The sequence below is a fragment of the Intrasporangium flavum genome, from assembly GCF_001956915.1.
GTDB lineage: Bacteria > Actinomycetota > Actinomycetes > Actinomycetales > Dermatophilaceae > Monashia > Monashia flava.
In genome coordinates this window covers 175,271-198,130 of record NZ_MLJO01000003.1, presented here as the reverse complement: position 1 = coordinate 198,130, position 22,860 = coordinate 175,271, and the positions used below count along the sequence as shown (strand labels likewise).

Annotated in this window: 20 protein-coding genes and 1 riboswitch; of the genes, 10 read left to right on the top strand and 10 right to left on the bottom strand. The window is 74.3% G+C overall.

What is annotated here, in order from left to right; translation table 11 throughout:
• The first annotated feature begins 64 nt into the window (after positions 1-64).
• Entirely contained in the window at positions 65-850 is a 786-nt protein-coding gene (locus BIV28_RS02515) for a maleylpyruvate isomerase family mycothiol-dependent enzyme (protein WP_076259012.1), read from the top strand.
• A gap of 24 nt (positions 851-874) precedes the next feature.
• Here BIV28_RS02515 and BIV28_RS02510 read toward each other — a convergent pair whose 3' ends face one another.
• Positions 875-2,860, bottom strand: a complete 1,986-nt coding sequence (locus BIV28_RS02510) for a caspase family protein (protein ID WP_242652731.1) — start codon at positions 2,858-2,860, stop codon at positions 875-877.
• Entirely contained in the window at positions 2,857-5,226 is a 2,370-nt protein-coding gene (locus BIV28_RS02505; RefSeq protein WP_076259010.1) for a CHAT domain-containing protein, read from the bottom strand. Before BIV28_RS02505 ends, BIV28_RS02510 begins: the two co-directional genes overlap by 4 nt.
• A gap of 124 nt (positions 5,227-5,350) precedes the next feature.
• Positions 5,351-5,416: riboswitch (guanidine-III (ykkC-III) riboswitch) on the top strand.
• A 10-nt stretch (positions 5,417-5,426) separates the two neighbouring features.
• Here BIV28_RS02505 and BIV28_RS02500 point away from each other — a divergent pair.
• From BIV28_RS02500 to BIV28_RS02480, 5 genes are all read left to right on the top strand, one after another.
• Positions 5,427-5,741, top strand: coding sequence for a DMT family transporter (locus tag BIV28_RS02500; protein WP_076259008.1), 315 nt, complete (start codon positions 5,427-5,429; stop codon positions 5,739-5,741).
• The gene (locus tag BIV28_RS02495) at positions 5,741-6,094 is read left to right on the top strand and encodes a DMT family transporter (RefSeq protein ID WP_076259006.1); all 354 of its coding nucleotides are present in this window, start codon (positions 5,741-5,743) and stop codon (positions 6,092-6,094) included. Before BIV28_RS02500 ends, BIV28_RS02495 begins: the two co-directional genes overlap by 1 nt.
• Positions 6,095-6,150: 56 nt before the next feature.
• A complete protein-coding gene (locus BIV28_RS02490; protein ID WP_076259005.1) occupies positions 6,151-7,416 on the top strand; it encodes a neutral zinc metallopeptidase in 1,266 nt (421 codons plus the stop codon).
• A gap of 84 nt (positions 7,417-7,500) precedes the next feature.
• Positions 7,501-8,112 (top strand): YgjV family protein, encoded by a 612-nt coding sequence (locus BIV28_RS02485; protein ID WP_076259003.1) that lies wholly within the window; start codon positions 7,501-7,503, stop codon positions 8,110-8,112.
• A gap of 122 nt (positions 8,113-8,234) precedes the next feature.
• The gene (locus BIV28_RS02480) at positions 8,235-8,597 is read left to right on the top strand and encodes a 2TM domain-containing protein (protein ID WP_207555717.1); all 363 of its coding nucleotides are present in this window, start codon (positions 8,235-8,237) and stop codon (positions 8,595-8,597) included.
• Here BIV28_RS02480 and BIV28_RS02475 read toward each other — a convergent pair.
• Both BIV28_RS02475 and BIV28_RS02470 read right to left on the bottom strand, forming a co-directional pair.
• A complete protein-coding gene (locus BIV28_RS02475; protein ID WP_076259000.1) occupies positions 8,536-9,513 on the bottom strand; it encodes a hypothetical protein in 978 nt (325 codons plus the stop codon). The genes BIV28_RS02480 and BIV28_RS02475 overlap by 62 nt on opposite strands.
• Before the next feature lie 40 nt (positions 9,514-9,553).
• Positions 9,554-9,928 (bottom strand): thioesterase family protein, encoded by a 375-nt coding sequence (locus tag BIV28_RS02470; RefSeq protein ID WP_083706969.1) that lies wholly within the window; start codon positions 9,926-9,928, stop codon positions 9,554-9,556.
• Between the two features lie 116 nt (positions 9,929-10,044).
• On the opposite strand from BIV28_RS02470, the gene BIV28_RS02465 reads away from it, so the two are divergent.
• From BIV28_RS02465 to plsY, 4 genes are all read left to right on the top strand, one after another.
• Complete coding sequence (locus BIV28_RS02465) at positions 10,045-10,692, top strand: lysoplasmalogenase (protein WP_076258998.1); 648 nt, start codon at positions 10,045-10,047, stop codon at positions 10,690-10,692.
• 174 nt (positions 10,693-10,866) lie between these two features.
• Positions 10,867-13,836, top strand: coding sequence for a leucine--tRNA ligase (locus BIV28_RS02460; RefSeq protein ID WP_076258996.1), 2,970 nt, complete (start codon positions 10,867-10,869; stop codon positions 13,834-13,836).
• A 124-nt stretch (positions 13,837-13,960) separates the two neighbouring features.
• On the top strand, positions 13,961-14,848 hold the full coding sequence (locus tag BIV28_RS02455; RefSeq protein WP_076258995.1) for a DegV family protein: 888 nt from the start codon (positions 13,961-13,963) through the stop codon (positions 14,846-14,848).
• On the top strand, positions 14,845-15,519 hold the full coding sequence (plsY, locus tag BIV28_RS02450; RefSeq protein WP_083706967.1) for a glycerol-3-phosphate 1-O-acyltransferase PlsY: 675 nt from the start codon (positions 14,845-14,847) through the stop codon (positions 15,517-15,519). Before BIV28_RS02455 ends, plsY begins: the two co-directional genes overlap by 4 nt.
• A 21-nt stretch (positions 15,520-15,540) precedes the next feature.
• Here the strand turns inward: plsY and BIV28_RS20390 are convergent, their stop codons facing one another.
• The 6 genes from BIV28_RS20390 to purU all read right to left on the bottom strand — a co-directional run bounded on the left by BIV28_RS20390 (position 15,541) and on the right by purU (position 22,753).
• Positions 15,541-17,601 (bottom strand): efflux RND transporter periplasmic adaptor subunit, encoded by a 2,061-nt coding sequence (locus BIV28_RS20390; RefSeq protein ID WP_207555716.1) that lies wholly within the window; start codon positions 17,599-17,601, stop codon positions 15,541-15,543.
• Entirely contained in the window at positions 17,594-18,544 is a 951-nt protein-coding gene (locus tag BIV28_RS02440) for a hypothetical protein (protein WP_076258992.1), read from the bottom strand. Before BIV28_RS02440 ends, BIV28_RS20390 begins: the two co-directional genes overlap by 8 nt.
• A 25-nt stretch (positions 18,545-18,569) precedes the next feature.
• Complete coding sequence (locus BIV28_RS02435; RefSeq protein ID WP_076258990.1) at positions 18,570-19,793, bottom strand: ABC transporter permease; 1,224 nt, start codon at positions 19,791-19,793, stop codon at positions 18,570-18,572.
• Positions 19,790-20,494 (bottom strand): ATP-binding cassette domain-containing protein, encoded by a 705-nt coding sequence (locus BIV28_RS02430; RefSeq protein ID WP_076259415.1) that lies wholly within the window; start codon positions 20,492-20,494, stop codon positions 19,790-19,792. Before BIV28_RS02430 ends, BIV28_RS02435 begins: the two co-directional genes overlap by 4 nt.
• Before the next feature lie 4 nt (positions 20,495-20,498).
• On the bottom strand, positions 20,499-21,728 hold the full coding sequence (locus BIV28_RS02425) for an efflux RND transporter periplasmic adaptor subunit (RefSeq protein ID WP_207555715.1): 1,230 nt from the start codon (positions 21,726-21,728) through the stop codon (positions 20,499-20,501).
• A gap of 182 nt (positions 21,729-21,910) precedes the next feature.
• Positions 21,911-22,753 carry a formyltetrahydrofolate deformylase gene (gene purU / locus BIV28_RS02420; protein WP_076258986.1) on the bottom strand — a complete coding sequence of 281 codons (843 nt, stop codon included), beginning with the start codon at positions 22,751-22,753 and terminating at the stop codon, positions 21,911-21,913.
• Between the last annotated feature and the right edge of the window lie 107 nt (positions 22,754-22,860).

Here is a 22,860-nt window from a genome sequence, read left to right as displayed (position 1 = left end):
CGCTGGTTCGCAGAACCGGTAACCCACTGGTCGGGTTCGTTCACGAACTGGTAGACATCCGCCCGTGCACCCCACCCTCGAGCTGCCCGACCTGCTGCGTCTCATCGACGAGCGGGTGACCGCCTTCCGCGCCGTCATCGCGTCCGCCCCCGACCTCGACGCCCCGGTGCCCTCCTGCCCGGGGTGGACGCTGGCCGACCTCGCCCAGCACATCGGCGCGGGGCGCCGTTCCTGGGCCGCCACGGTCGCCCTCGGTGCCGCCGCGACCGGACGCGTCCTGCCCGGTCCCGAGGAGGCCAACGCCCCGCGCGACCGCGCGGCCCTGGACGCCTGGCTCGCGGCCTCGACGCAGCAGCTGCTCGACGCGCTCCGCGAGGCGGGACCGGACCGGCCGTGCTGGACGTGGTGGGCCAGGTCGCAGTCGCCGCAGACGAGCGGGGCGGTCGCCCGGCACCAGCTGCAGGAGGTCGCGGTGCACACGTGGGACGCGCAGGCCGCGGTCGGCGAGCCCGTGCCGCTGCCGCGCGAGGTGGCGCTGGACGGCGTCGAGGAGTTCCTGTCGACGTGCGTCGCGACGACGAGCCGGTGGCCCTACGAGCCGGCGACGGTTGTCTACCGGGCCACCGAGGGCCCGGCCTGGCGCCTGGGCCTCTCGGCCGAGGGAGCGCGGGCCGAGCCCCTCGCCGGGGCCGCCGGGGCCGACGGAGCCGGCGTGCCGACCGTCACGGGCTCGGCCACGGCGAGCGACCTCGTCCTGCTCATGTACGGGCGCCTGCCCGTCGACGTGCTCGACCTCGACGGCGACCGCCAGCCCCTCGACGGGCTGGTCGAGTGGGACCCCGAGGACTGAGGCGCCTGTTACGGGCTGCGTCGCTCAGGTGCGCGGGCGGGTCGTGACCACTCGGACGGTGTCGGTGCGCCAGTCGGCCACCGACCCGGCCCGCGCGACCGGGGTGGCCCGGCGCGTGCGGACGCTGCGCAGCACCCCGTCGAGCGAGGTGGCCGGGTCGCTCGTGCCGAGGGCCGCCGACGCGTCGACGCCGCGCACGGGTCCCGCTGGGGCGGGCGGCGCGGTGACGTCGAGCTCGTCCTGCTCGAGGGTGCGGGGGTCGAACTCCAGCGTGCTCGTGACGAGCATGAGCACGTCGGTGACCGACACGGTCCCGGCCGCCCACAGGGCGTCGGACACCTGGCCCGCGAGGTCGACCGCCGTCGACTCGCCCGGCCCGAGCGCGACCGACCCCGCCGGGAAGGCGTCGGTGAAGATGCCGTAGGTCTCGGTGAGGTCGAGCAGCGCCGCCCAGAGCGGCCCGCCGGACGTGTTCGTCAGCGTCACGGTGAACCGGGGCGGGCCCTGGTCGGTGTACGCGACGCCGAGGATGCCGCCGGCGCCCGTCGGCGCCGCCGCGGCGTCGGGCGTGCCGACCTCGAAGCGCACGGCATCGGCCGGGAGGTGGGTGGCGGGGTTCGTCAGGGTGGACAGGCGCAGCCAGCGGGCGACGTGCTCGAGCGCCGCGACGGTGCGCTCCTCGCGGCCCGCGCCGGCGACGACGGGCACGAGCGGGCGCGGCACCCCGGGCCGGGTGATGACGAACCCGCCGGGCGTCGACTCGACGACGAGGCCGGGGGAGTCGGCGCCGGGCTCGCCGGGGTCGACCAGGTCGACGAGCGTGTGGTCGGCCTCCTCGGCGGCGCGCCGGAGGGCGGCCGTGCCGGCGTCGTCGCCCGTGACGCGAACGGTCAACGGACGCAACGGGATCGAGGTGACCACGGCACGGTAGACGAACGCCGGGTCGAGGTCGGGGTCGAGCCTGACGAGGCTGCGGTCGGGGAGCACGCGCGTCACCGTCGCGACCGCGAGGGGCGCCCCGGACGTCTCTCCGGTGAGCGGGTACACCGCGAGCTCTGTCGTGTCGTCGCCGATCGGCTCGGGCACGCCGTGGACGGCACCGGAGTCGATCGACCACCCGTCCGGCAGGCGGCTCAGCGTCAGCGGCCGTGGCGTCGCGGGGAGGGCGCCGCCGAGGAAGGGCCGGTCGAGATCGGCGGCGTCGGTGCTCTCCAGCTGTGGGTGCTGCTCCTCGACGCGTCCGAGCACCTCGGCCGTGACGGCGCGCAGCACGTCGCGGTAGGAGGGCCGCCCGTCGGAGGCGAGCAGGGTCGCCTCGAGCGCCGCCGACATGACACCGCGCTGGCGCCCGAGCACCGTCACCTCGCGGGCCTTCTCCGAGGACCGGCACGCGGCGAGGAGCACGTGCCGCGCGGCCGGGGTCGCCCACCGCGGGACGCCGCGCGTCGTCGAGGGGGCGGCGGAGGTGGCGACGACGCCGGGCAGGAACGAGCTCGCCGGGCGGACCCGGCGGTCCTCGGGGGCCAGGCGCACCACCTCGTCGACGTCGCGCGTCCCGCCGCCGGAGTGGCAGCAGTCGAGGACGACGAGAAGGTGGCAGCCGCTCTCGGCCACGCCGGCGGCGAGGGTGGCCACCTCCTTGTCGGCGAGGTCCCAGCCTCCGTCGGAGCGGCTGTCGACGCAGACGATCGTCTCGTTGCGGTGGTCGGGCTCGAGCGACCACAGCTCCGGGGGCGTGTCCTGCTGCGACCCGTGGCCGCTGAAGTAGAACAGCGCCGTGTCGTCGGGGCCGGCCTGCCCCAGGTGCTCGGCGAAGGCGGTCGCGACGCGCTCGCGGGTGGCCGCGGCGTCGGTGACGACGAGCAGGTCGAGGGCGTCGTCGCCGACCCGGCGTCGCAGGACCTCGGCGAAGACCGTGACGTCGTTGACGCAGCCCTGCAGCGCCGGGACCGGCGGCGGGTAGGCGTCGACCCCGACGAGCAGGGCGTGCAGGCGGCCGGACACGCTCACCCCGAGTCGCCGAGGGCGAGGGTCTGCCACGTGCCGGGGTGGTTCTGGTTGGCGCCGGACCGGCTCGGGTTGCTGCTCAGCATGGTGCGCAGCGCCCAGTCGGTCCCCGAGCCGCGCGCGTCGCTGAGGTTGACGTTGAACCCGAGGACCTCGCCGCGCGCCGGGGGCACCGACCGGCCGATCTCCGACCACGGCACCCGCGCCTCGAGCTCGTAGCCGGTGTCGGTCGGGCGCGCCACGACGGCGATCCCCGGACGCCGCGACCCGGTGGCGAACACCACCTGGCCCTTGGGGCTCGTCCCGACGACGTTGACCGCGGCAGCGGCCCCGCGGTCGCCGTCGTCGAGGAGGGCGAGGATGACGTGGAAGTCCTTGCCCTTGCGCAGGGGAGCCGCTGCGGACAGCTTCCGCGGGTCGGGCCCCACCTCGAAGGACACGGCGTCGCCGCGCCACCACTGGCTCGGCTGCCCGGCCGCCACGCCGGTGTGCGTGGGATCGGTGACGACGGCGTGCAGGAAGAGGGCGTCCTTGTCCCACAGGGCCTGCCACGTCGCCGACAGCCCGTTGACGGGGACCCGCGCGAAGTCCGGGACCGGGGCGTCGACGACGTGGGTCGTGACCGAGCGCCAGTCGTCGAACGAACCGTCGACGACCGGCGCCACGGGAGCGCAGCCGATCGTGACGTCGCTGGCGCCGGGGTCGACCGAGCTGGAGCCGCACGCCGCCGCGACGAGCGGGTCGGCCTTCTGGAGCAGCGAGGGCAGGGTGCGCCACGCGACGAGCCCGAGGACGACCACGACGCCGAGGACGGCGAGCCGCACCCAGCGGCCGATGCCGCGGCCCCGGTCCCGTTGTCGCCGTTCGGGGTCCGGCCGTGGCTGCTCCGGCTCCGGATGCGGCTCGGGCTGCGGAGGCTCCGGTCGGTCCGGCTGCCTCGGCTGCGGCGGCTGCGCGTCGTGCTGCTGCGGGAAGGTCTGCGGCCGTGGGTTGACCACGCCGGCCCGCTGCGACCGGTCCGCGGGGGCCGCGGCGTCCGGGCCCGGGGGGCCGGCGTCGGGCCGCACGCGCGCGATGAGCTCGGTGACGTCGGCGTAGTCGGGCCGCTCGGCGGCGATCTGCTCGAGCATCGGCAGCGCGGTCGTCGTGTCCGCGGCCGCGATGGCGCCCTGGGCCGCCGTGTAGAGCGAGGCGAGTCGTGCGTCGCTGGCCCGCGGGTCGTCACGCAAGGCGGTCGCCGCACCGGGCTGCCCTGTCGCAGTGGAGGGCCCGACGAAGGCGAAAGGCTGCTCCGAGCCCGACCGGAGCAGCACCGCGGTGCCCCACTCGGCCGCCTCGTCCGACACCGCCATCGCCTTGCGCACCTCGCACATCGCGGCGTCGATGCCGAGCCCACGGGTGAGGAACCAGTAGAACTCGTGGCTGAAGACGAGCGCGGCCCGGTCGGAGATCTCGGTCTGCATCGCGACGACCGCGGGCAGCCCCTGGCGCACGAGCGCCTGCCCGACCCCGGAGAACGCGTCGCGCCCCGACGTGCGGGCCCCCTCGCACGCGTTGAGGACGGCGAGCTGGAGCGTCCGAGCGTCGTGCAGCAGGGTGCCGAGCCGTGCGCCGCTGACGAGGTGCGCCGTGCCGTCGGGGTGCTCGAGGGCGAGCACCCCCTCCTGGGCCTGGTCGTCGAAGCCGCCGTGGCCGATGAAGTGGAAGACGTGGTAGTCGTCGAGCAGCGCCCGCTGCAGCGAGATGAGCGTCGCGTCCTCGACGACGACGACCTCGAGCAGGCCTGCCGCGACGAGGTCGCCGGTCGTCGCCCGCAGCAGCTGCTTCTCGCGGTCGACGGCCAGCGGCTCGAGGTCCGAGGGGCTGCTCACCATGACGAGCACCCGCAGCGGCGGCTCCACCGTGACGACGGGCGGACGGTCGAGCGCGTCGAGGAGGCGCACCACCGGCGTCTCCTGCGAGAGCGCGACGAACCGCTCGAGTCCCTTGTCGTACAGGTACTCCCACGGGACGGGGTCGAGGTCGGGCACCGCGTCGAGCCGCAGCCGCAGCCGCAGGTCGCGGCCCTGCGCGGTGGCCGTGGCGAGGCTGTCGCGGAAGGCGCGCCCGACGTCACCGGCGAGCAGCGCGTCGGCGAGGCGGCGCCCGTACTCGCGCACGTCGACGACCCGCGACTCCGCCGGCACGAGCCGCCGCGACGTGACCCGCGGCGGGCCCACGGCCACCATGAAACGAGCCAGGTCGGCGGCGCCGAACGGCAGCGTGAAGGGTGTGGACGCCTGCCCCGCAGGGGAGTCGAGCACGTGCGCTGCATACCCCTGGCCCTCGCGGGTCAGGGCGATGTCGAAGTCGAGGTAGTCACCGCTCATGGCTGGTCCCGGGTGGTCGAACCGAACCGACATCTCACGGTAGTGCGGCGGCACCCTCCTGATACACGGTTCGCGAGGTGGGAGCGCCCGACTTGGGCCGGGTGCACCGGTCACCTACCATGGGTGCGAGCGCGCCACGCCGCGCTGCGGACGAGGGAGCCGTACCCGCACAGCGACAAGACGGCCGGATCGGAACTGCCATGTACTGGCTCGTCCTCGTCGTCTCCGGGGCCCTCGAGGCCGTCTGGGCCACCGCGCTCGCCGCGTCCGACGGCTTCCGGCGCCCCCGCGCCACAACGCTGTTCGCCGTCTCGCTCGTGCTGAGCATGGTCGGTCTCGCGTGGGCCATGACCGGCCTGCCCGCGGGCACCGCGTATGCCGTGTGGGTCGGCATCGGCGCCGTCGGCACGATCGCGCTCGCGGTCGCCCGTGGCACCGAGCGGCTCGGCGCTGCGCGGGGGGTGCTGCTCGTCGTGCTCGTCGGCTGCATCGCCGGGCTCAAGGCGGTGGCGTGATGCCGTGGGTCGTGCTCCTGCTCAGCGCCGTCCTCGAGGCCGTCTGGGCCTCGGCGCTCGCCGCGTCCGAGGGCCTCTCGCGCCCGCTGCCGGCCGTCGTCTTCCTCGTCGCCGGCGCCCTGAGCATGGTGGGACTGGCGCGCGCGGCCCGCTCGATCCCCATCGGCACGGCGTACGCCGTGTGGACCGGCGTCGGCGCCGCCCTCACCGTCACGTGGGCGATGCTCTTCGGCGGGGAGGCCTTCTCCGTGGCCAAGGTGCTGCTGCTGGCCGGCGTCGTCGCGGCCGTCATCGGTCTCAAGGTCGTCGGCACTCCGGCGCGTCCGGCAGGGGAGCGACGCGTCGGGACCTGATGATGAGGGCGACGTCCCCGGCAGCGGGCCGCGGACGCTGACCAAGGAGCCCTCACGTGCCCAAGCCCTCACCCTGGTCGGTCGCGCTCGTCGCGTCGCTCTCGCTGTCGCTCGCCGGCGCCGGTCTCGCGGCCGGTGCCGGTGCCGCGTCGGCCGAGCCGGCGTCGGCGACGTCGACCACGTCCGCAGCGGTCTCGCCGACCGCGTTCGTCGCTCCGAACGGCCACACCTACGACCTCGCCACCGGCGCCACCGACGACCCGCAGGCGGCCGCGCTCGTCGCCCGCGCCCGGACGTTCCTGCCGGCCGACTGGCAGGCCCGCCGCCAGGCGTCGGTCGCCCGCCTCGGCGTCGAGGCGTCGGCGCCGCGCGAGGCGCTCGAGCGCGCCATCGACCCGACGCAGTACCAGTGCTCCCCGACGCGTCTGGACGCCTACGTCGACGGCCTCCTCGCGAACATCGACTACTCCAACCTCTTTTTCCTCGCCACGACCGGCGCCCTCGACCTGCCGACCTACGACGCGATCCTCTTCGGGTCCTCGGGCGACACGCGGTACGCCCTGCAGCGTGACTACCGCAACGAGCTGACCCGGTCCTTCCGCGCGGCCCAGACCTTCTGGGACACCGACGGGTCCGGCATCCAGCTCATGGCCATGCACGGTGACGTCATGCGCGACGAGGCCCGGATGACCCGTACGCTCGCCTTCCTCTACGGCGCGCCGGAGTCCGCGGTCGCGGGGCTCGCCTCGATGATCCGCCAGGTCGTCGCGAGCGACCCGGGGCTGCAGGACGGCGACAACCCGCTGTTCACCCTCAACGCGTTCGCCTTCAGCGCCGAGGGCGAGACCGACCCCGTCGTCGCGGCGATCCCCGACAAGCTCGTCTTCGGCGACGGCATCCTCTCGGCCCTCGAGGCCATCGGCGTCGGCGACGTCGGCCCGCGGGCCGTCCTCGGCCACGAGTACGCGCACCACGTGCAGTACGACAAGGGCCTGTTCGACTCGCCGCTCACCGGCCCCGAGGCCACCCGCCGCACCGAGCTCATGGCCGACGCGTTCGGCACGTACTTCGTGACGCACAAGCGCGGACTGGCCCTCAACACGGCCCGGGTGCTGCAGGCCGAGCAGTCCTTCTACCAGGTCGGCGACTGCAGCTTCACCAGCGCCGGCCACCACGGCACGCCGAACCAGCGGCTGCGCGCCTCCACGTGGGGCTCCGCGGTCGCCGCCGACGCGCAGAAGCAGGGGCAGGTGCTGCCCTCGCTGACGCTCGATGCCCGCTTCGAGGCCACGCTGCCCGAGTTCGTGGCGCCCGACGCCTGACGCGTCCGCTGCCGGCACCCGGTGCCCCCGTCGATTCCGGTCGGCGGGGGCACCGGCGGCTCCGGACGGCACTAGGGTCGGCCCATGGGTTCCTGGTGGCTGGAGGCGATCGGCTGGATCGGCTCGGCCGTGCTCGTCTGGTCGCTGCTGCAGACCCAGCTGCGACGGCTGCGGATCATCAACCTCGTCGGCTGCGTCATCCTCATCGGCTACAACACCGCCAACCACGTGTGGCCGATGGTGGGGCTCAACGTCGTGCTGGCCGCGATCAACGTCTGGCAGCTGGCACGGATGGCGCGCGAGAAGCACGACGCCGCCGCGTACGAGGTGCTCGAGGTCGCCGGCGACGACACGTACCTGCGCCACGTGCTGCGCGTCTACGAGGCCGACATCCGCCGGTTCAACCCCGACTTCGTCTACGACCCCTTCTCCGGCGACGCGTGCTACCTCGTGCTCAAGGGCGACGAGACCGTCGGCGTCGTCATCGGCCGCGACGCCGGCGACGGCACGGCTCAGCTGCTGCTCGACTGGGTGACGCCGCGGCACCGCGACCTCTCCCCGGGGGAGTTCATCCTCGGCACCGACGGACCGCTCCGCAGGCGCGGGTACCGCCGGTTCCTGCCGCCCCCCGACATGGTCGAGCCGTACTACGCCGCCCTGGGCTTCCGTCGCGACGGCGACGCCTACGTGCTGTGACGCGTCAGACCGGGTGAGTCCCACCACGGACGCCCGTCGCCGCGGCGGTGCAGACCTACGGTGGGAGTGTGGGAGCCGGTGCGAGGTCCGCCCGGCGGCCCGCGGAGGAAACGGTGAGAACGATGACCGTGTACGGCACCCCGATCGAACCGCGACCCGACGTCGACCCCACCCGGGACCGCGTCGGCGAGCCCGTTCTCGAGCCGGCCGACGAGCAGGAGCGGCAGGAGGCGGACCTGCGCGTCAGAGCGCTCCAGCGGCTCCGCAAGAAGGCGGACTTCCGCGTCCACCTGCTCATCTACTGCCTCGTCAACGGCATGATCGTCATCGTCTGGGCGATGACGACGAGCGGCTTCTTCTGGCCGATCTTCCCGATCGCCGGCTGGGGCATCGGGCTGGTTGCCAACGCCTACGAGGCCTACGTCAAGGAAGAGCCGACGGAGGCCCAGGTGGCCGCCGAGGTGGAGCGGCTGCGTCGCCGCTGATGACGAGACCGTCCTCGCCGGCGGCTGCGGCGGCCTCGCCCCCGTCGGAGTCCTCCTGGCGGGTGCCGGTGGGCTCGGAGGACTCGGCGGGCTCGGCGGGTTCCGCCCGGCCGGCGAGGGCGATGCACCCGGCGAGCGTCGCGACGAAGGAGGCGAGGGCGATCGGGCCACGCCCGGGCAGCACCGCGTCACCGAGGGCGAGCAGTCCGACGAGGGCCGGCACGACCGTCTCGGTCGCGAACGTCAGGGCCGCCACCGTGGTGACCCGCCCGCGGGCCAGGGCCAGCGCGTAGGCCACGGTGGCCAGGCCGGCGTGCGCCGCGAGCGACCACGCCAGGCCGTCGGTGAGCACTCCCCAGACCGGGTCGGGGACCTCGAGCAGCCGCGCCGCCACGCCGACCCCGCCGAAGCCGAGGCCCGCGGCGACGCTGAGCAGCACCGCGCCGCGTCGGCGGTCGTGGTCGACGGCACCGACCACGACGAGACCGGCCACGAGCGCGGCCGCAGCGAGCAGCCACCACGTCGCGCCGGGTCCGGGGTGCACGGCCGGACCGTCGGCGGCCGAGAGGGCCAGACCGGTCAGGCCGGTGCACACGGCGACGAGCGCGACGACCTCGCCCGCGCCGATCCGCAGGCCCAGCACGGCCACGGACAGCACCGCGGTCACCGCGACCGACGACGCCACCGCCGACTCGACGAGGAAGAGCGGCAGCGTCCGCAGGGCGGCCACGGAGGCGAGGAAGCCGAGCCCGTCGAGCGCGAGCCCGACGCCGTAGGGCCAGGCCACCCGGGCGCGTCGGAGCAGCGAGGTGCCGGCGGGCGTCGCCGCCAGGGCGCGCACGCCGAGGGCCTGGAGCACCGAGGCGGTGCCGTAGGCGAGCGCGGCGAGGAGCGCGCCGAGGAGGCCGGGCGTCACGCGTCGATCGTGTCGGCCGTGGCTGGGAGGCGCCTGCGGGTCAGAGGATGCGCTGGCACTTGGCCATGAAGCGGTCCGGGTCGACGACCGCCCGGTGCACCTCGCCGAAGGCGATCTCCTCGCCGTCGGCGTCCTTGGCGCTGACGTGGCACACGAGCCGGCGGCCGTCGTTGATCGGCTCGGCGCACAGGATCGTGATGTCGGTGCCGACGGCGCTGCCCTTGACGTGCTCGATGACGATCTTCGTGCCCACGGTGGTGTGGTCGGAGTCGATGCTCTGCCGGCAGACCTGGAAGGCGGCGTTCTCGCACCACGTGGCGAGACGCGGGGTCGCGAGGACCTCGAGGTCACCGCTGCCGACCGTGGCGGCCGTGTCGTCAGGGGTGACCGTGTGCTTGAACTTGCGCATGGGCATTGGCCGAGTCTGACAGAGAACCGTGGGGCTGCCGACACGTGCCCGCTGGGCGGGCGTCCGGGGCGATCCTGCGTGTCGGAGCCCGGCCGCGCGGCCCGGCTGGGAGTCTTGGCATCGTGACCACCCACCTCTGGGTCCTCTCGGTGGCCCTCGGCGTCACGGCGCTCATCAACTGGGGTGCCGTGCTTCGGGGTGAGTACGCGCTCGAGCGGCTGACCAAGCCGCTCGTCGTGCTGCTGCTCGGCGGTCTCGCGTGGTCGCTGAGCTGGGAGGGGGCGGCGCCCGGCTCTCCGCCGCTGCTGCCGGTGCTCCTCGCGCTCGGGTTCAGCCTCGTCGGCGACGTCGCCCTGCTCACGGCGACCGAGACCCGCTTCCTCGTCGGGGTCGGTGCGTTCTTCGTCGCGCACGTCGCCTACATCTGGGCCGTCCTCGAGACGCCGACGCAGCCGGGCTTCCCGTGGTGGCTGCTCGGCGCGGTGCCGGTGGCGGTGCTGCTCTTCGTCCTCTTCGGCCGCGCCATCGTGCGGGGCGCGGGGGAGCAGCGCGGCCCGGTCTTCATCTACCAGCTCGCCCTGCTGACCCTGCTGCTCGTCGCCGCGTGGAAGGGCGACTGGCTCGTCATCCTCGGCTGCTTCACGTTCGTCGTCAGCGACACGGTGCTCGGCCACGACCGGTTCGTCCACGAGCGCCGCTGGGCCCCGATCGTCGTCATCGTCACCTACCACGTGGCCCAGACCCTCATCGTCGTCGGCCTCTTCCGCTGACACCTGCCCTCGGCAGGGGATGGGCGTGCTGCGCTAACCTTGGCCCCATGGCTGGTCTGCTCCTCCTTCCGCAGCCGCGTTGAGCAACGTCGGGGTCACCCGACATCAGCGCGGCTCCCCCTCCTGTGCGAGGGGTTTTCTTTTGCCCCGGCGACCAGTGACGAGAGAGAAGACATGAGCCAGGCCAGCGAGAACCAGACGTCCGAGCGCCCGCAGACCGACGACACGCCGCACCGCTACACCGCGGCCATGGCCCGCGACATCGAGGTCGCGTGGCAGGACCGCTGGGAGGAGGAGGGCACCTTCGCGGCCCCGAACCCGGCCGGCCCGTGGGCCGAGCCCGACAAGGTCGCGGCGCTCGGGCGCAAGCTGATCGTCCTCGACATGTTCCCCTACCCGAGCGGCGTCGGCCTGCACGTCGGCCACCCCCTCGGCTACATCGCCACCGACGTCTACAGCCGCTACCACCGCATGCAGGGCCGCAACGTCCTGCACGCCCTCGGCTACGACGCGTTCGGCCTGCCCGCGGAGCAGTACGCGGTCCAGACCGGCCAGCACCCTCGGAAGACCACCGAGGAGAACATGACGAACATGAAGCGCCAGCTGCGACGCCTCGGGCTGGGCTTCGACAACCGGCGCACGTTCGCGACGATCGACGAGGACTACTACAAGTGGACCCAGTGGATCTTCCTGCAGATCTGGGACGCCTGGTACGACGCCGACGCGGTGCGCGAGGACGGTGGCCTGGGGCGGGCGCGCCCGATCAGCGAGCTCGTCGAGCTGCTCGACTCCGGTGAGCGCACCGCCACCTCCGACGACGGCCGTCCCTGGGCCGAGCTGGACGCCACCGACCGGGCCAAGGTCCTGGAGGGCTACCGCCTCGCCTACCAGTCCGAGGCGCCGGTCAACTGGTGCCCCGGCCTGGGCACCGTCCTGTCCAACGAGGAGGTCACGAACGAGGGCCGGTCCGAGCGTGGCAACTTCCCGGTCTTCAAGCGCAACCTCTCGCAGTGGATGATGCGCATCACCTCCTACGCCGACCGCCTGGCCGACGACCTCGACGGCGTCGACTGGCCCGAGAACGTCAAGCGCCTGCAGCGCAACTGGATCGGCCGCTCGCAGGGCGCCCGCGTCACCTTCCCGGTCGTCACGACCGCGGGTGAGCAGGCCGGCATCGAGGTCTTCACGACGCGTCCCGACACGATCTTCGGCGCGACCTTCATGGTCGTCGCGCCCGAGCACCCGCTCGTGGACTCGCTGGTGCCGCAGGGCGACTGGCCGGAGGGCACCGAGGCCGGCTGGCGCGGCGACGATGCCGACACGTCCGGCACGCCGGCCGCCGCGGTGGCCGCCTACCGGCTCGCCGCCTCGCGCAAGGGTGACGTCGAGCGGCAGACCGAGGGCCGGGACAAGACCGGTGTGTTCACCGGCTCGTGGGCCACGAACCCGCTGACGGGACAGTCGATCCCGGTCTTCGTCGCCGACTACGTGCTGATGGGCTACGGCACCGGCGCGATCATGGCCGTGCCCGGGCAGGACACCCGCGACTGGGAGTTCGCCGAGAAGTTCGACATCCCGATCGTGCGCACCGTGCAGCCGACCGAGGGCCACCCCGACGACCAGCCGTTCCTCGGTGACGGCGTCGCGATCAACTCGAGCAACGAGCGCATCTCCCTCGACGGCCTGCACGTCGGCGAGGCCAAGGAGCGCATCATCGCGTTCCTCGAGCAGGAGGGCACCGGCCACGGCACCGTCAACTACCGCCTGCGCGACTGGCTCTTCAGCCGCCAGCGCTACTGGGGTGAGCCGTTCCCGATCATGTACGACGCCGACGGCGTCGCCCACCCGGTGCCGGACGCCGAGCTGCCGCTGACGCTGCCGGACGTGCCCGACTACTCGCCGAAGACGTTCGACCCCGACGACGCGTCGAGCAGCCCCGAGCCGCCGCTGTCGCGCGTGCCCGAGTGGGTCAACGTCGAGGTCGACCTCGGCGACGGTCGCGGCACCCGGTCCTTCCGGCGCGAGACGAACACCATGCCGAACTGGGCCGGCTCGTGCTGGTACTACCTGCGCTACCTCGACCCGGCCAACCACGAGGCCTTCGTCGACCCCGAGAACGAGGCGTACTGGCTGGCCCGCCACGACGAGACCGTCGAGGGCGCGCCGGCCGGCACCCGCGACCCCGGCGGCGTCGACCTCTACGTCGGCGGCGTCGAGCACGCGGTGCTCCACCTGCTCTACGCGCGGTTCTGGCACAAGGTGCTGTTCGACCTCGGCCACGTGCGCAGCGAGGAGCCGTTCCGCAAGTACTTCTCGCAGGGCTACATCCAGGCCTACGCCTACACCGACGCCCGCGGGCAGTACGTGCCGGCGGCCGAGGTGGAGGAGCATGCCGGCGGGCACGGCGCGGAGCCGACGTTCACGTGGGAGGGCCAGCCGGTCAACCGCGAGTACGGCAAGATCGGCAAGTCGCTGAAGAACTCGGTGAGCCCCGACGAGATGTATGACGCCTACGGTGCCGACACCTTCCGCGTCTACGAGATGTCGATGGGCCCGCTCGAGCTGTCCAAGCCGTGGGAGATCCGCGCCGTCGTCGGCAGCCAGCGCTTCCTGCAGCGGCTGTGGCGCAACGTCGTCGACGAGGCCACCGGCGAGGCGCGGGTCGGCGACGTCGAGCCCGACCAGGCGCTGACGACCCAGCTGCACCAGACCATCGCCGGCGTCCGCGAGGACTTCGAGGGCCTGCGCTTCAACACCGCGATCGCCAAGCTCATCGAGCTCAACAACGCCGTGACCAAGCTCGACGTGCCGCCGCGCGAGGTCGTCGAGGCGCTCGTGCTCATGGTGTCGCCGATCGCCCCGCACATCGCCGAGGAGATGTGGGCCCGCCTGGGGCACGCCGGCGGCGTCGCCTTCGCGGCGTTCCCCGAGAGCGACGCGAGCAAGATCGTGCAGGAGCAGGTCACCTGCGTCGTGCAGATCAAGGGCAAGGTGCGCGACCGCGTCGAGGTGAGGCCCGACATCACCGAGGACGCGCTGCGCGAGCTCGTCCTCGCCCGGCCCAAGGTGCAGGCGGCCACCGAGAACGGCGTGCGGACCGTCATCGTGCGCGCACCGAAGCTCGTCAACGTCGTCCCGGCCTGACGCCTCCGGGCCGACCCGCCCGGGCGCCCGACCCACGGCACCGGACGCGTCCCCGACGGACGCGTCCGGTGCCGGTACGTTGGGACCACCTGGAGGCCGCACGACCCGGCGGAAGGAGCGAGCCGTGACCACCCGCATCGTCACCGACTCGACGGCCTACCTGCCGGCCGCCGACGTCGAGCGGCACGGCATCGAGGTCGTGCCGCTGCACGTCGTCGTCGGCGGTCGCGACCACGTCGAGGGCCACGACATCACCTCGCAGGAGGTCGCGGCCGCGCTGCGCGAGTACACGATCGTCACGACCTCGCGCCCGACGCCGCAGGTCTTCGCCGACACCTACGAGCGGCTCGCCGCCGACGGCGCCGACGCGATCGTCTCGGTCCACCTGTCCTCGCAGATGTCCGGCACCCTCGAGGCCGCCCGGATCGCCGCGGCCGAGGCGCCCGTGCCGGTCGAGGTCGTCGACAGCGAGACCATCGGGATGGCCATGGGCTTCGCCGTCGTCGCCGGCGCCGAGGCCGCTCGCGGCGGCGCCGACGCGACCGCGGTGGCGGCCGCCGTGCGCGAGCGGCTCGAGCCCTCCGGGGTGCTCTTCTACGTCGACACGCTCGAGCACCTGCGCCGGGGCGGACGCATCGGCGCCGCGTCGGCCCTGCTCGGCTCGGCGCTCGCGATCAAGCCGATCCTCGCGGTGCGCGGCGGTCGCATCGTGCCCGTCGAGAAGGTGCGCACCTCGGCGCGCGCCGTCGCGCGGATCGAGGCGATGGTGCTCGAGCACGTCCGGGCCGGCGGCCTCGCCGTCGACCTCGCCGTGCACCACCTCGACGCCGCCGAGCGCGCCGACCAGATCGCGGCCCACCTGCGTACCCAGGTGCCGGGGTCCCCGCAGGTGCTCGTCGTCGAGCTCGGGGCGGTGGTGGGGGCGCACGTCGGGCCCGGGACCGTCGCCATCGCCGTGTCACCGCGACCGGGCGAGCCGCTCCCCGAGGCCGAGGAGGGCGCCCGGCCGTGACCGCCGGTTCCGTGCTCGCCTGGGCCGGCCTGGTCCTCGCGGCCTTCCTCGTCGGCTCGCTCAACCCTGCGACCGGCGTCGCCCGACTGCTCGGCAAGGACCTCTCGACGTCGGGCTCGGGCAACCCGGGCGCCACCAACGCCGGACGCGTGCTCGGGCGCAAGTGGGGCGTGCTCGTCGGCGTCCTCGACGTGCTCAAGGGCCTGGTTCCGACGCTCGTCGCGGGTCACGTCTTCGGCGCCCACGCCGCGTACGCCGTCGGCATCGCCGCGGTGCTCGGGCACATCTGGTCGCCGTTCCTGCGCGGACGCGGTGGCAAGGGTGTCGCCACGACGCTCGGGGCCGTGCTCGGCGTGCACCCCTGGGTCGCGCTCGTCGTCGTGGTCGTCTTCGTCGTCGCCGTGGCCGTGACCCGCTGGGTGGCGGCGGGGTCGATCTTCGGGGCCCTGTCGATGCTCGTCGTCGCGGTGCTCGTGTGGACCGGGCACGCGCCGGGTGACGTGTGGACCGGCTGGTGGCTCACGGCGATCGGGCTGCTCGTGCTGTGGCGCCACCAGAACAACGTCATCGGCTGGTGGCGCCAGCGCCGGATCGAGCACCTCGAGGACTCCGACGAGGATGCGGACGAGGAGCCGGACGAGGAGCCGGACCGGGAGCGGGAGCAGGGCTGACCGGTCCGGCTCGACGCCGGCTCAGCCGGTCCGGCCCGCGGTGCCTCCGGTTCCCCCGGCTCCGCCGGCTCCCCGGCCGGCGCCCGCGCCGCCGAACCCGCCCCCGCCGAAGCCACCACCCCCGAGGCCACGCAGCCCGGTCGTCGCGGTGGGCAGGGCCGCGGACAGGTCGGCGACGACGACCTGCTCGCCGCCCGTGAGGCCGGTCAGCACCTGCGCCCACCCGCCGCCGACCGCCCCCAGCACGACGCGTCGGGTGGTCGGGGTGCCGGCCGCGAGCACCTGCACCGTGGCGCTGCCGCCGTCCCTGCCGGCGAGGGCCGACACGGGCAGGCGCACGGCGTCGGGCGTGCTCGCCACGACGAGCGAGACGGTGGCGGTGGAGCCGGCGGCGAGGGCCGCGGGCGGGCGGGCCACCAGCACCTGGGCGGGGTAGCTCGGGGTCGCGGTGCCGGCGGACCCGGTGGCCGTCGAGCCGCTGCCCGAGGTGGACCCGCTGGTGGCGGTCGGCAGGAGCCCCACCGACGTGACGCTGCCGGCGACGCCCGTGGTCGCGCCCGCCGGGGTGACCGTGGACGGCAGGCCGGCCGCGACGAGGTGGACGTTGGCGAGAGGGACGGCCACCGACACCTGGGCGGCGCCGTCGCCGACGACGACGATGCCGCTCGATGTCGACGCCGGGGACCCCGCGGTCAGGTCGACCTGCGCCACGACGCCGGCGACGGGAGCCCTCAGCGTCGCTCCGGCGAGGTCGACCTGCGCCTGCTCGACCGAGGCCTGGGCCTGGAGCGCCGCGACCCGGTCCGACGCGACGCGGCTCGCGGTGCTCTGCGTGCCCGTGGCGCCCGCGTTCGGGGTCGCTCCGGCGCGTGAGGCCGATCCCGACGCGCCGCCGGTGTTCGAGGAGCCGGTCGTCCCGGTCGAGCCGGTCGTCCCGGGGGAGTGCGAGGCACCGGTCGAGCCGGACGACCCGGCCGCGGCAGCTGCCGCCCGGGCCACCTGCGTGGCGACCCGGGACACCTGCGCCGCAAGGCTGGTCAGCCGCGCGGACGCGGCCTGCTGGGCTCCGGCGGTCGTGCGCAGGGCCAGCGCGCAGGCAGCGAGCTGCATCGCGGTGGGGCCTGACGGTGACGTGGTCGGGGTGCCCGTGGGCACTCCGGTCGCAGTGGGCGTAGTGGTGGGTGACGCAGTGGGCTCAGTGGGCGCAGTGGTGGGCGAGGTGGTCGGCGTCGTGGGTGGCGTCGTCGTCGCGGGCACGGTCGGCGTGCCGGTGGTCGTGGCGTCCGGCGTGGTGGGGTCCGGCGTCGGCGTGCCGGTGGCGCCCGCACCGGTCGACGCGGGCGATGCGGTCCGGGTCTGCGACCGGCTGGCGCGGCCCCCGGGCGGTGGCGTTCCGAGCACGGGCGCGCACGCGGTCTGCTGGGCCGCCAGCGCTGCCTGCGCGCGGTCCACGGCGCTGACGAGCGAACGGGTGTCGATGGAACCGGTCGGAGCGCCCCCGCCAGCCCGGCTGCCGGATCCACCCGTCGACCGGCTCGACCCGCTCGACCCGCTCGACCCGCTCGACCCGGTCGATGCGCCGGTCGGGGCGCCGGTGGAGCCTCCGGTCGCGGTCTTCGTCGCGGACGACGTCCGGGACCCTGCCGACCCGGTCGAGCCCGTCGAGCCGCCCGTCGAGGTGGTCGAGGTCGTCGGGGTCGAGGTGGCGCTCTCGTCGGCGTCGAGCGAGGCCTGCGCGTGGGCGAGCTGGGCGTCGGCCGCGAGCAGGGCGGCGCGCAGGTCGGTCGGGTCCATCGTCGCGAGCAGCTGGCCCTGCGCGACGCGCTGCCCGACGTGCACCGCGACCCTGCGCACGGTGCCCGATGTCGGGAACGTCGCGGTGACCTCGTCGAGGCGGCTCACGGTGCCGGTCAGCGTCAGGACCTGCTGCACGGGCCCGCGCCCGACCGTCGCGGTGCGGTAGCTGCCGGTCGGGTCGGTGCTCCGTGTCAGCCCCACCGCGTAGCCGCCGGCGAGCACGAGGACGACGGCGGCCGCGACGACGACGACCGTCCAACGTCGGGTGGTGCCTCGTTCAGCCACCGTTCCCCACCCCCGCCGCAGGGGCGCCTGCCCCGGGGCCGCCGCCGAAGCCGCCGCGGCCGCCGAAGCCACGCCCGGTCGTGCAGGACCCACCGACCGGCCGGCTGACCTGCATCGAGGCCGCCGTCACCGCGCCCGTGGAGTCGGCCCTGCCGATCGCCGTGACGCAGGCGCCCACCCGGACCGCGCTCGCGGTGGCTGCCTGGAGCGTCGTGAACGTCGTCGACGCGCCCCAGGTGACCGTGACCGGGGCGAGCGACGTGCCGCCCGGACCGTTGGGGCCGCGCAGGACCACGGGCCGCACCGTGAACGCCCCGGACTCGACCGCGGTCACGGTCCCCACCGTGCCGCGACCACCGCCGCGGAGCCCGTTCTGGCCGGCGGGGGCGCCGGTCGCCGTGGGTGAACCCGTCGGTGCCACCCGGTTGCCGCCGCCGAAGCCTGCCGGCACGCACTGCCCGGAGGTGGCCGGGAACAGCTCGATCGTGGCGGCGGCGACGGTCGGTGCCACGCCTGTGGCCGTGGGGGTGGGCGTCGGCGTCCCGGTCCCGGTCGCCGAGGGCCGGCCTGCGAAGGCGGGTCGGGCGGTGATGCAGACGCCCACGCGCACCGCGGCCGCTGTCGTGGGGGCAAGGCTGGTGAACCGCGTCGTCCGCGTCCAGGTGACCGCGGTCTGAGCGGTGGTGCTCTGCACCTGGGCCGTGCTGCCGGTGACGTCGGCGACGAGGCCGGCGGCGCCGGGGAACCCACGGCCCGAGCCGAACCCGCCGGCGGAGCCGGTGCCGGAGCCGCTGTCCCCGCCGCGTCCGGTCGACACGGCCGTGCCCCCGGACTGCGAGGCGGCGGTCGCCCCCGGACCGCAGGCGCCCAGGCCGAGTGCCGCGACGAGCGTGAGGACCGGCACGGCGACGCGTCGACGGGGGAGAGGCTGGGTGTCGGTCACGGGATCACTCGATTCGGACGGGACGTCACTCGCTGCGGAGCGCGTCGATGGGGGCGAGGCGGGCCGCGCGGTTGGCCGGGTAGACCCCGGCGGCGACGCCGATGACGAGGGAGACGAGCAGGGCGGCGGCTGCCGCCGCGACGGACACGGCGACCGGTTGGCCGATCGCATGGGGGAGGACCGCCGCGCCGACGAGCCCGAGCCCGAGCCCGAGGACGCCGCCGACGAGACCGAGCAGGCTGGCCTCGACGAGGAACTGGCGCAGGATGACGCGCGGGGTCGCGCCGAGGGCCTTGCGCAGGCCGATCTCGCGGATCCGCTCGGTGACCGAGACGAGCATGATGTTCATGACGCCGATGCCGCCGACGAGCAGTGAGATCGCTGCGATGCCGCCGAGCAGGACGGTCAGCACGTGGGCCGTCGTCGTCGCGGTCTGCACGAGCGAGGCCTGGCTGCTGACGGTGACGTCGGCCGTGTCGGCCGTGACGCCGTGCGAGGTGAACAGGGCGTTCTGCGTCTCCTGGTAGGCCGCCGAGAGCGAGTCCTGACCGGTGGCCTCGACGTAGATCGTCGACACGGCAGGGCTGCCACCGCCGAACGCCTGGGCGTACGTCGTGGAGGGCAGCACCACCTGGTCGTCCTGGTCGCCCCCGACGGTGGATCCTGCCGTGTTGAGCACGCCGATGACGGTGAGCTGCAGACCACCGACGCTCATGGTCTGTCCGACGGGCGACCTTGCACCCCAGAGCTGCCCGGCGGTCGTCGCCCCGACGACGGCCACCCGTCCGGCGGCGTCGAGCTCGGGCTGGGTGAAGAACCGGCCCAGCTGCACCGTCCGGGCCCGGACGCCCAGCCACGAGGGCGTGGTCCCGACGATGCTCGTCGTCCAGTTCGTGCCGTCGGCGAGGACGCTCTGGGTCGAGGTCGACACCGGCGCGACCGCGGCGACGTCGGGGGCCACCGCGCGGTCGGCGAGCACCGCGGCGTCCGCGGCGGTCAGCGTCGTGGCCGTGCCGCGGCCGCCGCGCAGCCCGCTCGTCTGCGTGGCGCTGCCGGGGGTGACGATGAGCAGGTTCGAGCCGAGCGCGTCGATCTGGCTGGCCACCTGCGCCTGCGCGCCCTGGCCGAGGCCGACGGTGAGGATCACGGCGGCGATGCCGATAAGCATCCCGAGGACGGTGAGCGCCGAGCGCATCCGGCGGGTCCGGATCGCGTCGATGGCGGTGCGGGCGGTCTCGACCCACGTCATCGCGCGCCCCCCACCGGCACGGCGCCGTCGGCCACGAGGCGGCCGTCGAGGACGTGCACGATGCGAGCGGCCCGCGCCGCGACGTCCGACTCGTGCGTGATGAGCACGATGGTGCGGCCCTGGGCGTGCAGCTCGTCGAAGAGGGCCAGGACCTCGTTGGTCGACGTCGAGTCGAGGTTGCCCGTGGGCTCGTCGGCCAGGACGAGGTCGGGGTCGGTCACGAGGGCGCGCGCCACCGAGACCCGTTGCTGCTGACCGCCGCTCAGCTCTCCGGGTCGGTGCTCGACGCGGTCGCCGAGCCCGACGCGTCCGAGGGCCTCGACCGCGCGACGGCGTCGTTCCTCGCGCCCCACCCCCGCGTAGGTGAGGGGCAGCTCGACGTTGCGCCAGGCGCTCAGCGTCGGCAGGAGGTTGAACTGCTGGAACACGAAGCCGATCCGGCGGTTGCGCACGTCGGCGAGCTGGCGCTCGCCCATCCCGCTGACGTCCTCGCCGGCCAGGTGGTACGTGCCGGAGGTCGGCACGTCGAGGCAGCCGAGGATGTGCATGAGCGTCGACTTGCCCGAGCCCGAGGGGCCCATGACGGCGACGTACTCGCCGGCGTCGACGGACAGCGTCACCCCGCGCAGGGCGTCGACGGCGATGCTGCCTGTGGCGTAGGTCTTGCGGACGTCGGCGAGGTCGAGGATGGGGGAGCCCATGACCTCACCCACCCTGCCCGCTCGTGCGACCCTGGCCGCCGAATCCGCCTCCGCCACCGCCGAACCCGCCGCCACCGCCGCCGAAGCCCCCACCCCCGAAGCCGCCGAGGCCCCGGCCGCCGAGGCCGCCCGTCCCGGTCCCGTTCGGTGGTGTCCCGCCGGTCGTGCCGCGCTGGAGGGTGCCGAGGTCGATGACGACCTGGTCGCCCTCCGAGAGGCCCTTGGTCACCTGGGTCTGGGCGCCGAACACCTGCCCGACCGTCACCGGCGTCGTCACGGTGGAGCCGCCTCGGACGAGGGACACGACGGTGGCCCCGTTCTCGGTGCGCACGGCCAGCGTCGGGACCACGAGGACGTCGGGCAGCTGCCGCACGATGATCGACACCGACGCCGTGGTGCCCGCGTAGACGCCGGTGGGGTGCCCGGTCAGGGCGATCGTCACCGGGAACTCGGCCGCGCCGCTCGAGCCGGACGAGGCGATGATGCCCACCGACTTCACCGTGCCGAACAGGGGCTGGGTGGCACCGGTCGGCGTCACCTGGGCCTGCAGGCCGGCCTTGACGTTCGGCAGGTCGGCGTTGGTCACGGAGGTCGTCACCAGCCACGACGACGTCGAGATGACGGTGAGGACCGTCGTGCCCGAGCCGCCGGTCGAGGTGGAGGCTCCCGACGCACCCGCCGCTCCGGTGCCACCCGACCCGCCGGAACCGGAACCGCCGCTGCCGGAACCGGATCCGCCGACGCGCGCCCCGACCTGCACGTCGACCGCGGCGACGACGCCGTCGAACGGTGCGGTGAGCGTCGCGGCGGACAGCGCGTCCTGCGCCTGGGTCAGGCGGGCCTGCGCCGACGCAAGCTGGGCGCGCGCCGAGGCCAGCTGCGCGGCCGTTCCCGTGGAGCTGGCATCGACCTGGGTCTGGGCCTGGGTCACCTGCGCCGACGCGAGGTCGACCTGGCTGCGCAGCGTCGTGTCGTCGATCGTCGCGAGCCGCTCACCGGTCGTCACCTTCTGCCCGACCGTCGCCGACAGCCTCGTGACGGTGCCGGCGCTGCCGAACGCCAGGTCGGCCTGCTGCGCCGGCTCGATGGTGCCGGAGGCCGTGACCGTCTGCTGGAGCGTCGTCAGGGACGCCGTCACGGTGCGGGTCCGGGTCGCCGTCGGGTCGCTCGCCCGGTGCGTCAGGGCCCACGCCCCGCCGCCACCGGCGAGGAGGAGCACGGCCGCGAGCAGCACGACGGCCCTGCTCCGGTACCACGATCGAGGACTGCCGTCATGGCGAGACCTGGCCACCGCACACCGTCCGATCCATCCGTCTGAGAGGTGTTTCGGCGTGACGGTAGGAGCGCCGACTCAAAGGTCGGCATGGACCGGCTGTCAGGACGCTGTGGGTGGACGCGGACGCGCCCTGCGGCGCGTCAGAAGACGATCGTGCGGCGCCCCGAGAGGAAGACGCGCGACTCCGCGTGGTCGCGCACGGCCCGCGACAGGACGCGTCGCTCGACGTCGCGACCGATCGCGACGAGCCGCTGCGGCGACTCCGCGTGGGTCACGCGCACGACGTCCTGCTCGATGATCGGGCCCTCGTCGAGGTCGGCCGTGACGTAGTGCGCCGAGGCGCCGATGAGCTTGACGCCCCGGTCGTGGGCCTGGTGGTAGGGCTTGGCGCCCTTGAAGCCGGGCAGGAACGAGTGGTGGATGTTGATGGCGCGACCCTCGAGAGCCCGGCACAGGCCGTCGCTGAGGATCTGCATGTAGCGGGCCAGGACGACGAGGCCGACGTCGCCCGTGTCGACGATGCGCAGCAGCTCGGCCTCGGCGTCGGCCTTGGTGTCCGGGGTGACCGGGATGACGGTGAACGGCAGCCCGTAGTACTCGACGAGGCCACGGCAGTCCTCGTGGTTGGACACGACGCCGACGATGTCGATGGGCAGGTCGCCGGACTTCCAGCGGTGCAGCAGGTCGAGGAGGCAGTGGTCGAACTTGCTCACGAGGATGACGGTGCGGCAGTGCTCGTCCTCGGGGCGGACCGCGAGGTGCTGCGACACGACGGCCGGGCTCTCGCGGATGGCGTCGAGCACGCGCTCGACCTCGGAGGCGTCGGCGTCGAAGACGGTGCGCATGAAGAAGAGGTTGGTGTCCTCGTCGGAGAACTGTTGGTTCTCGACGATGTTCGCGTCGACGGCGAGCAGCGCCGCGGAGACGGCCGCGACGATGCCGGGACGGTCCTCACAGGTCAGGGTCATGATGTGCCGGGCCATTGGAGCAGTCTGGCCCACGGCACTGCCGCCGCGGGAATCGGCACGCCCGGTGTCTCGTCACGTGGCCTGCCGCCCCGCTCGCGCGTCGTCCACACCCCCTCGCCGGG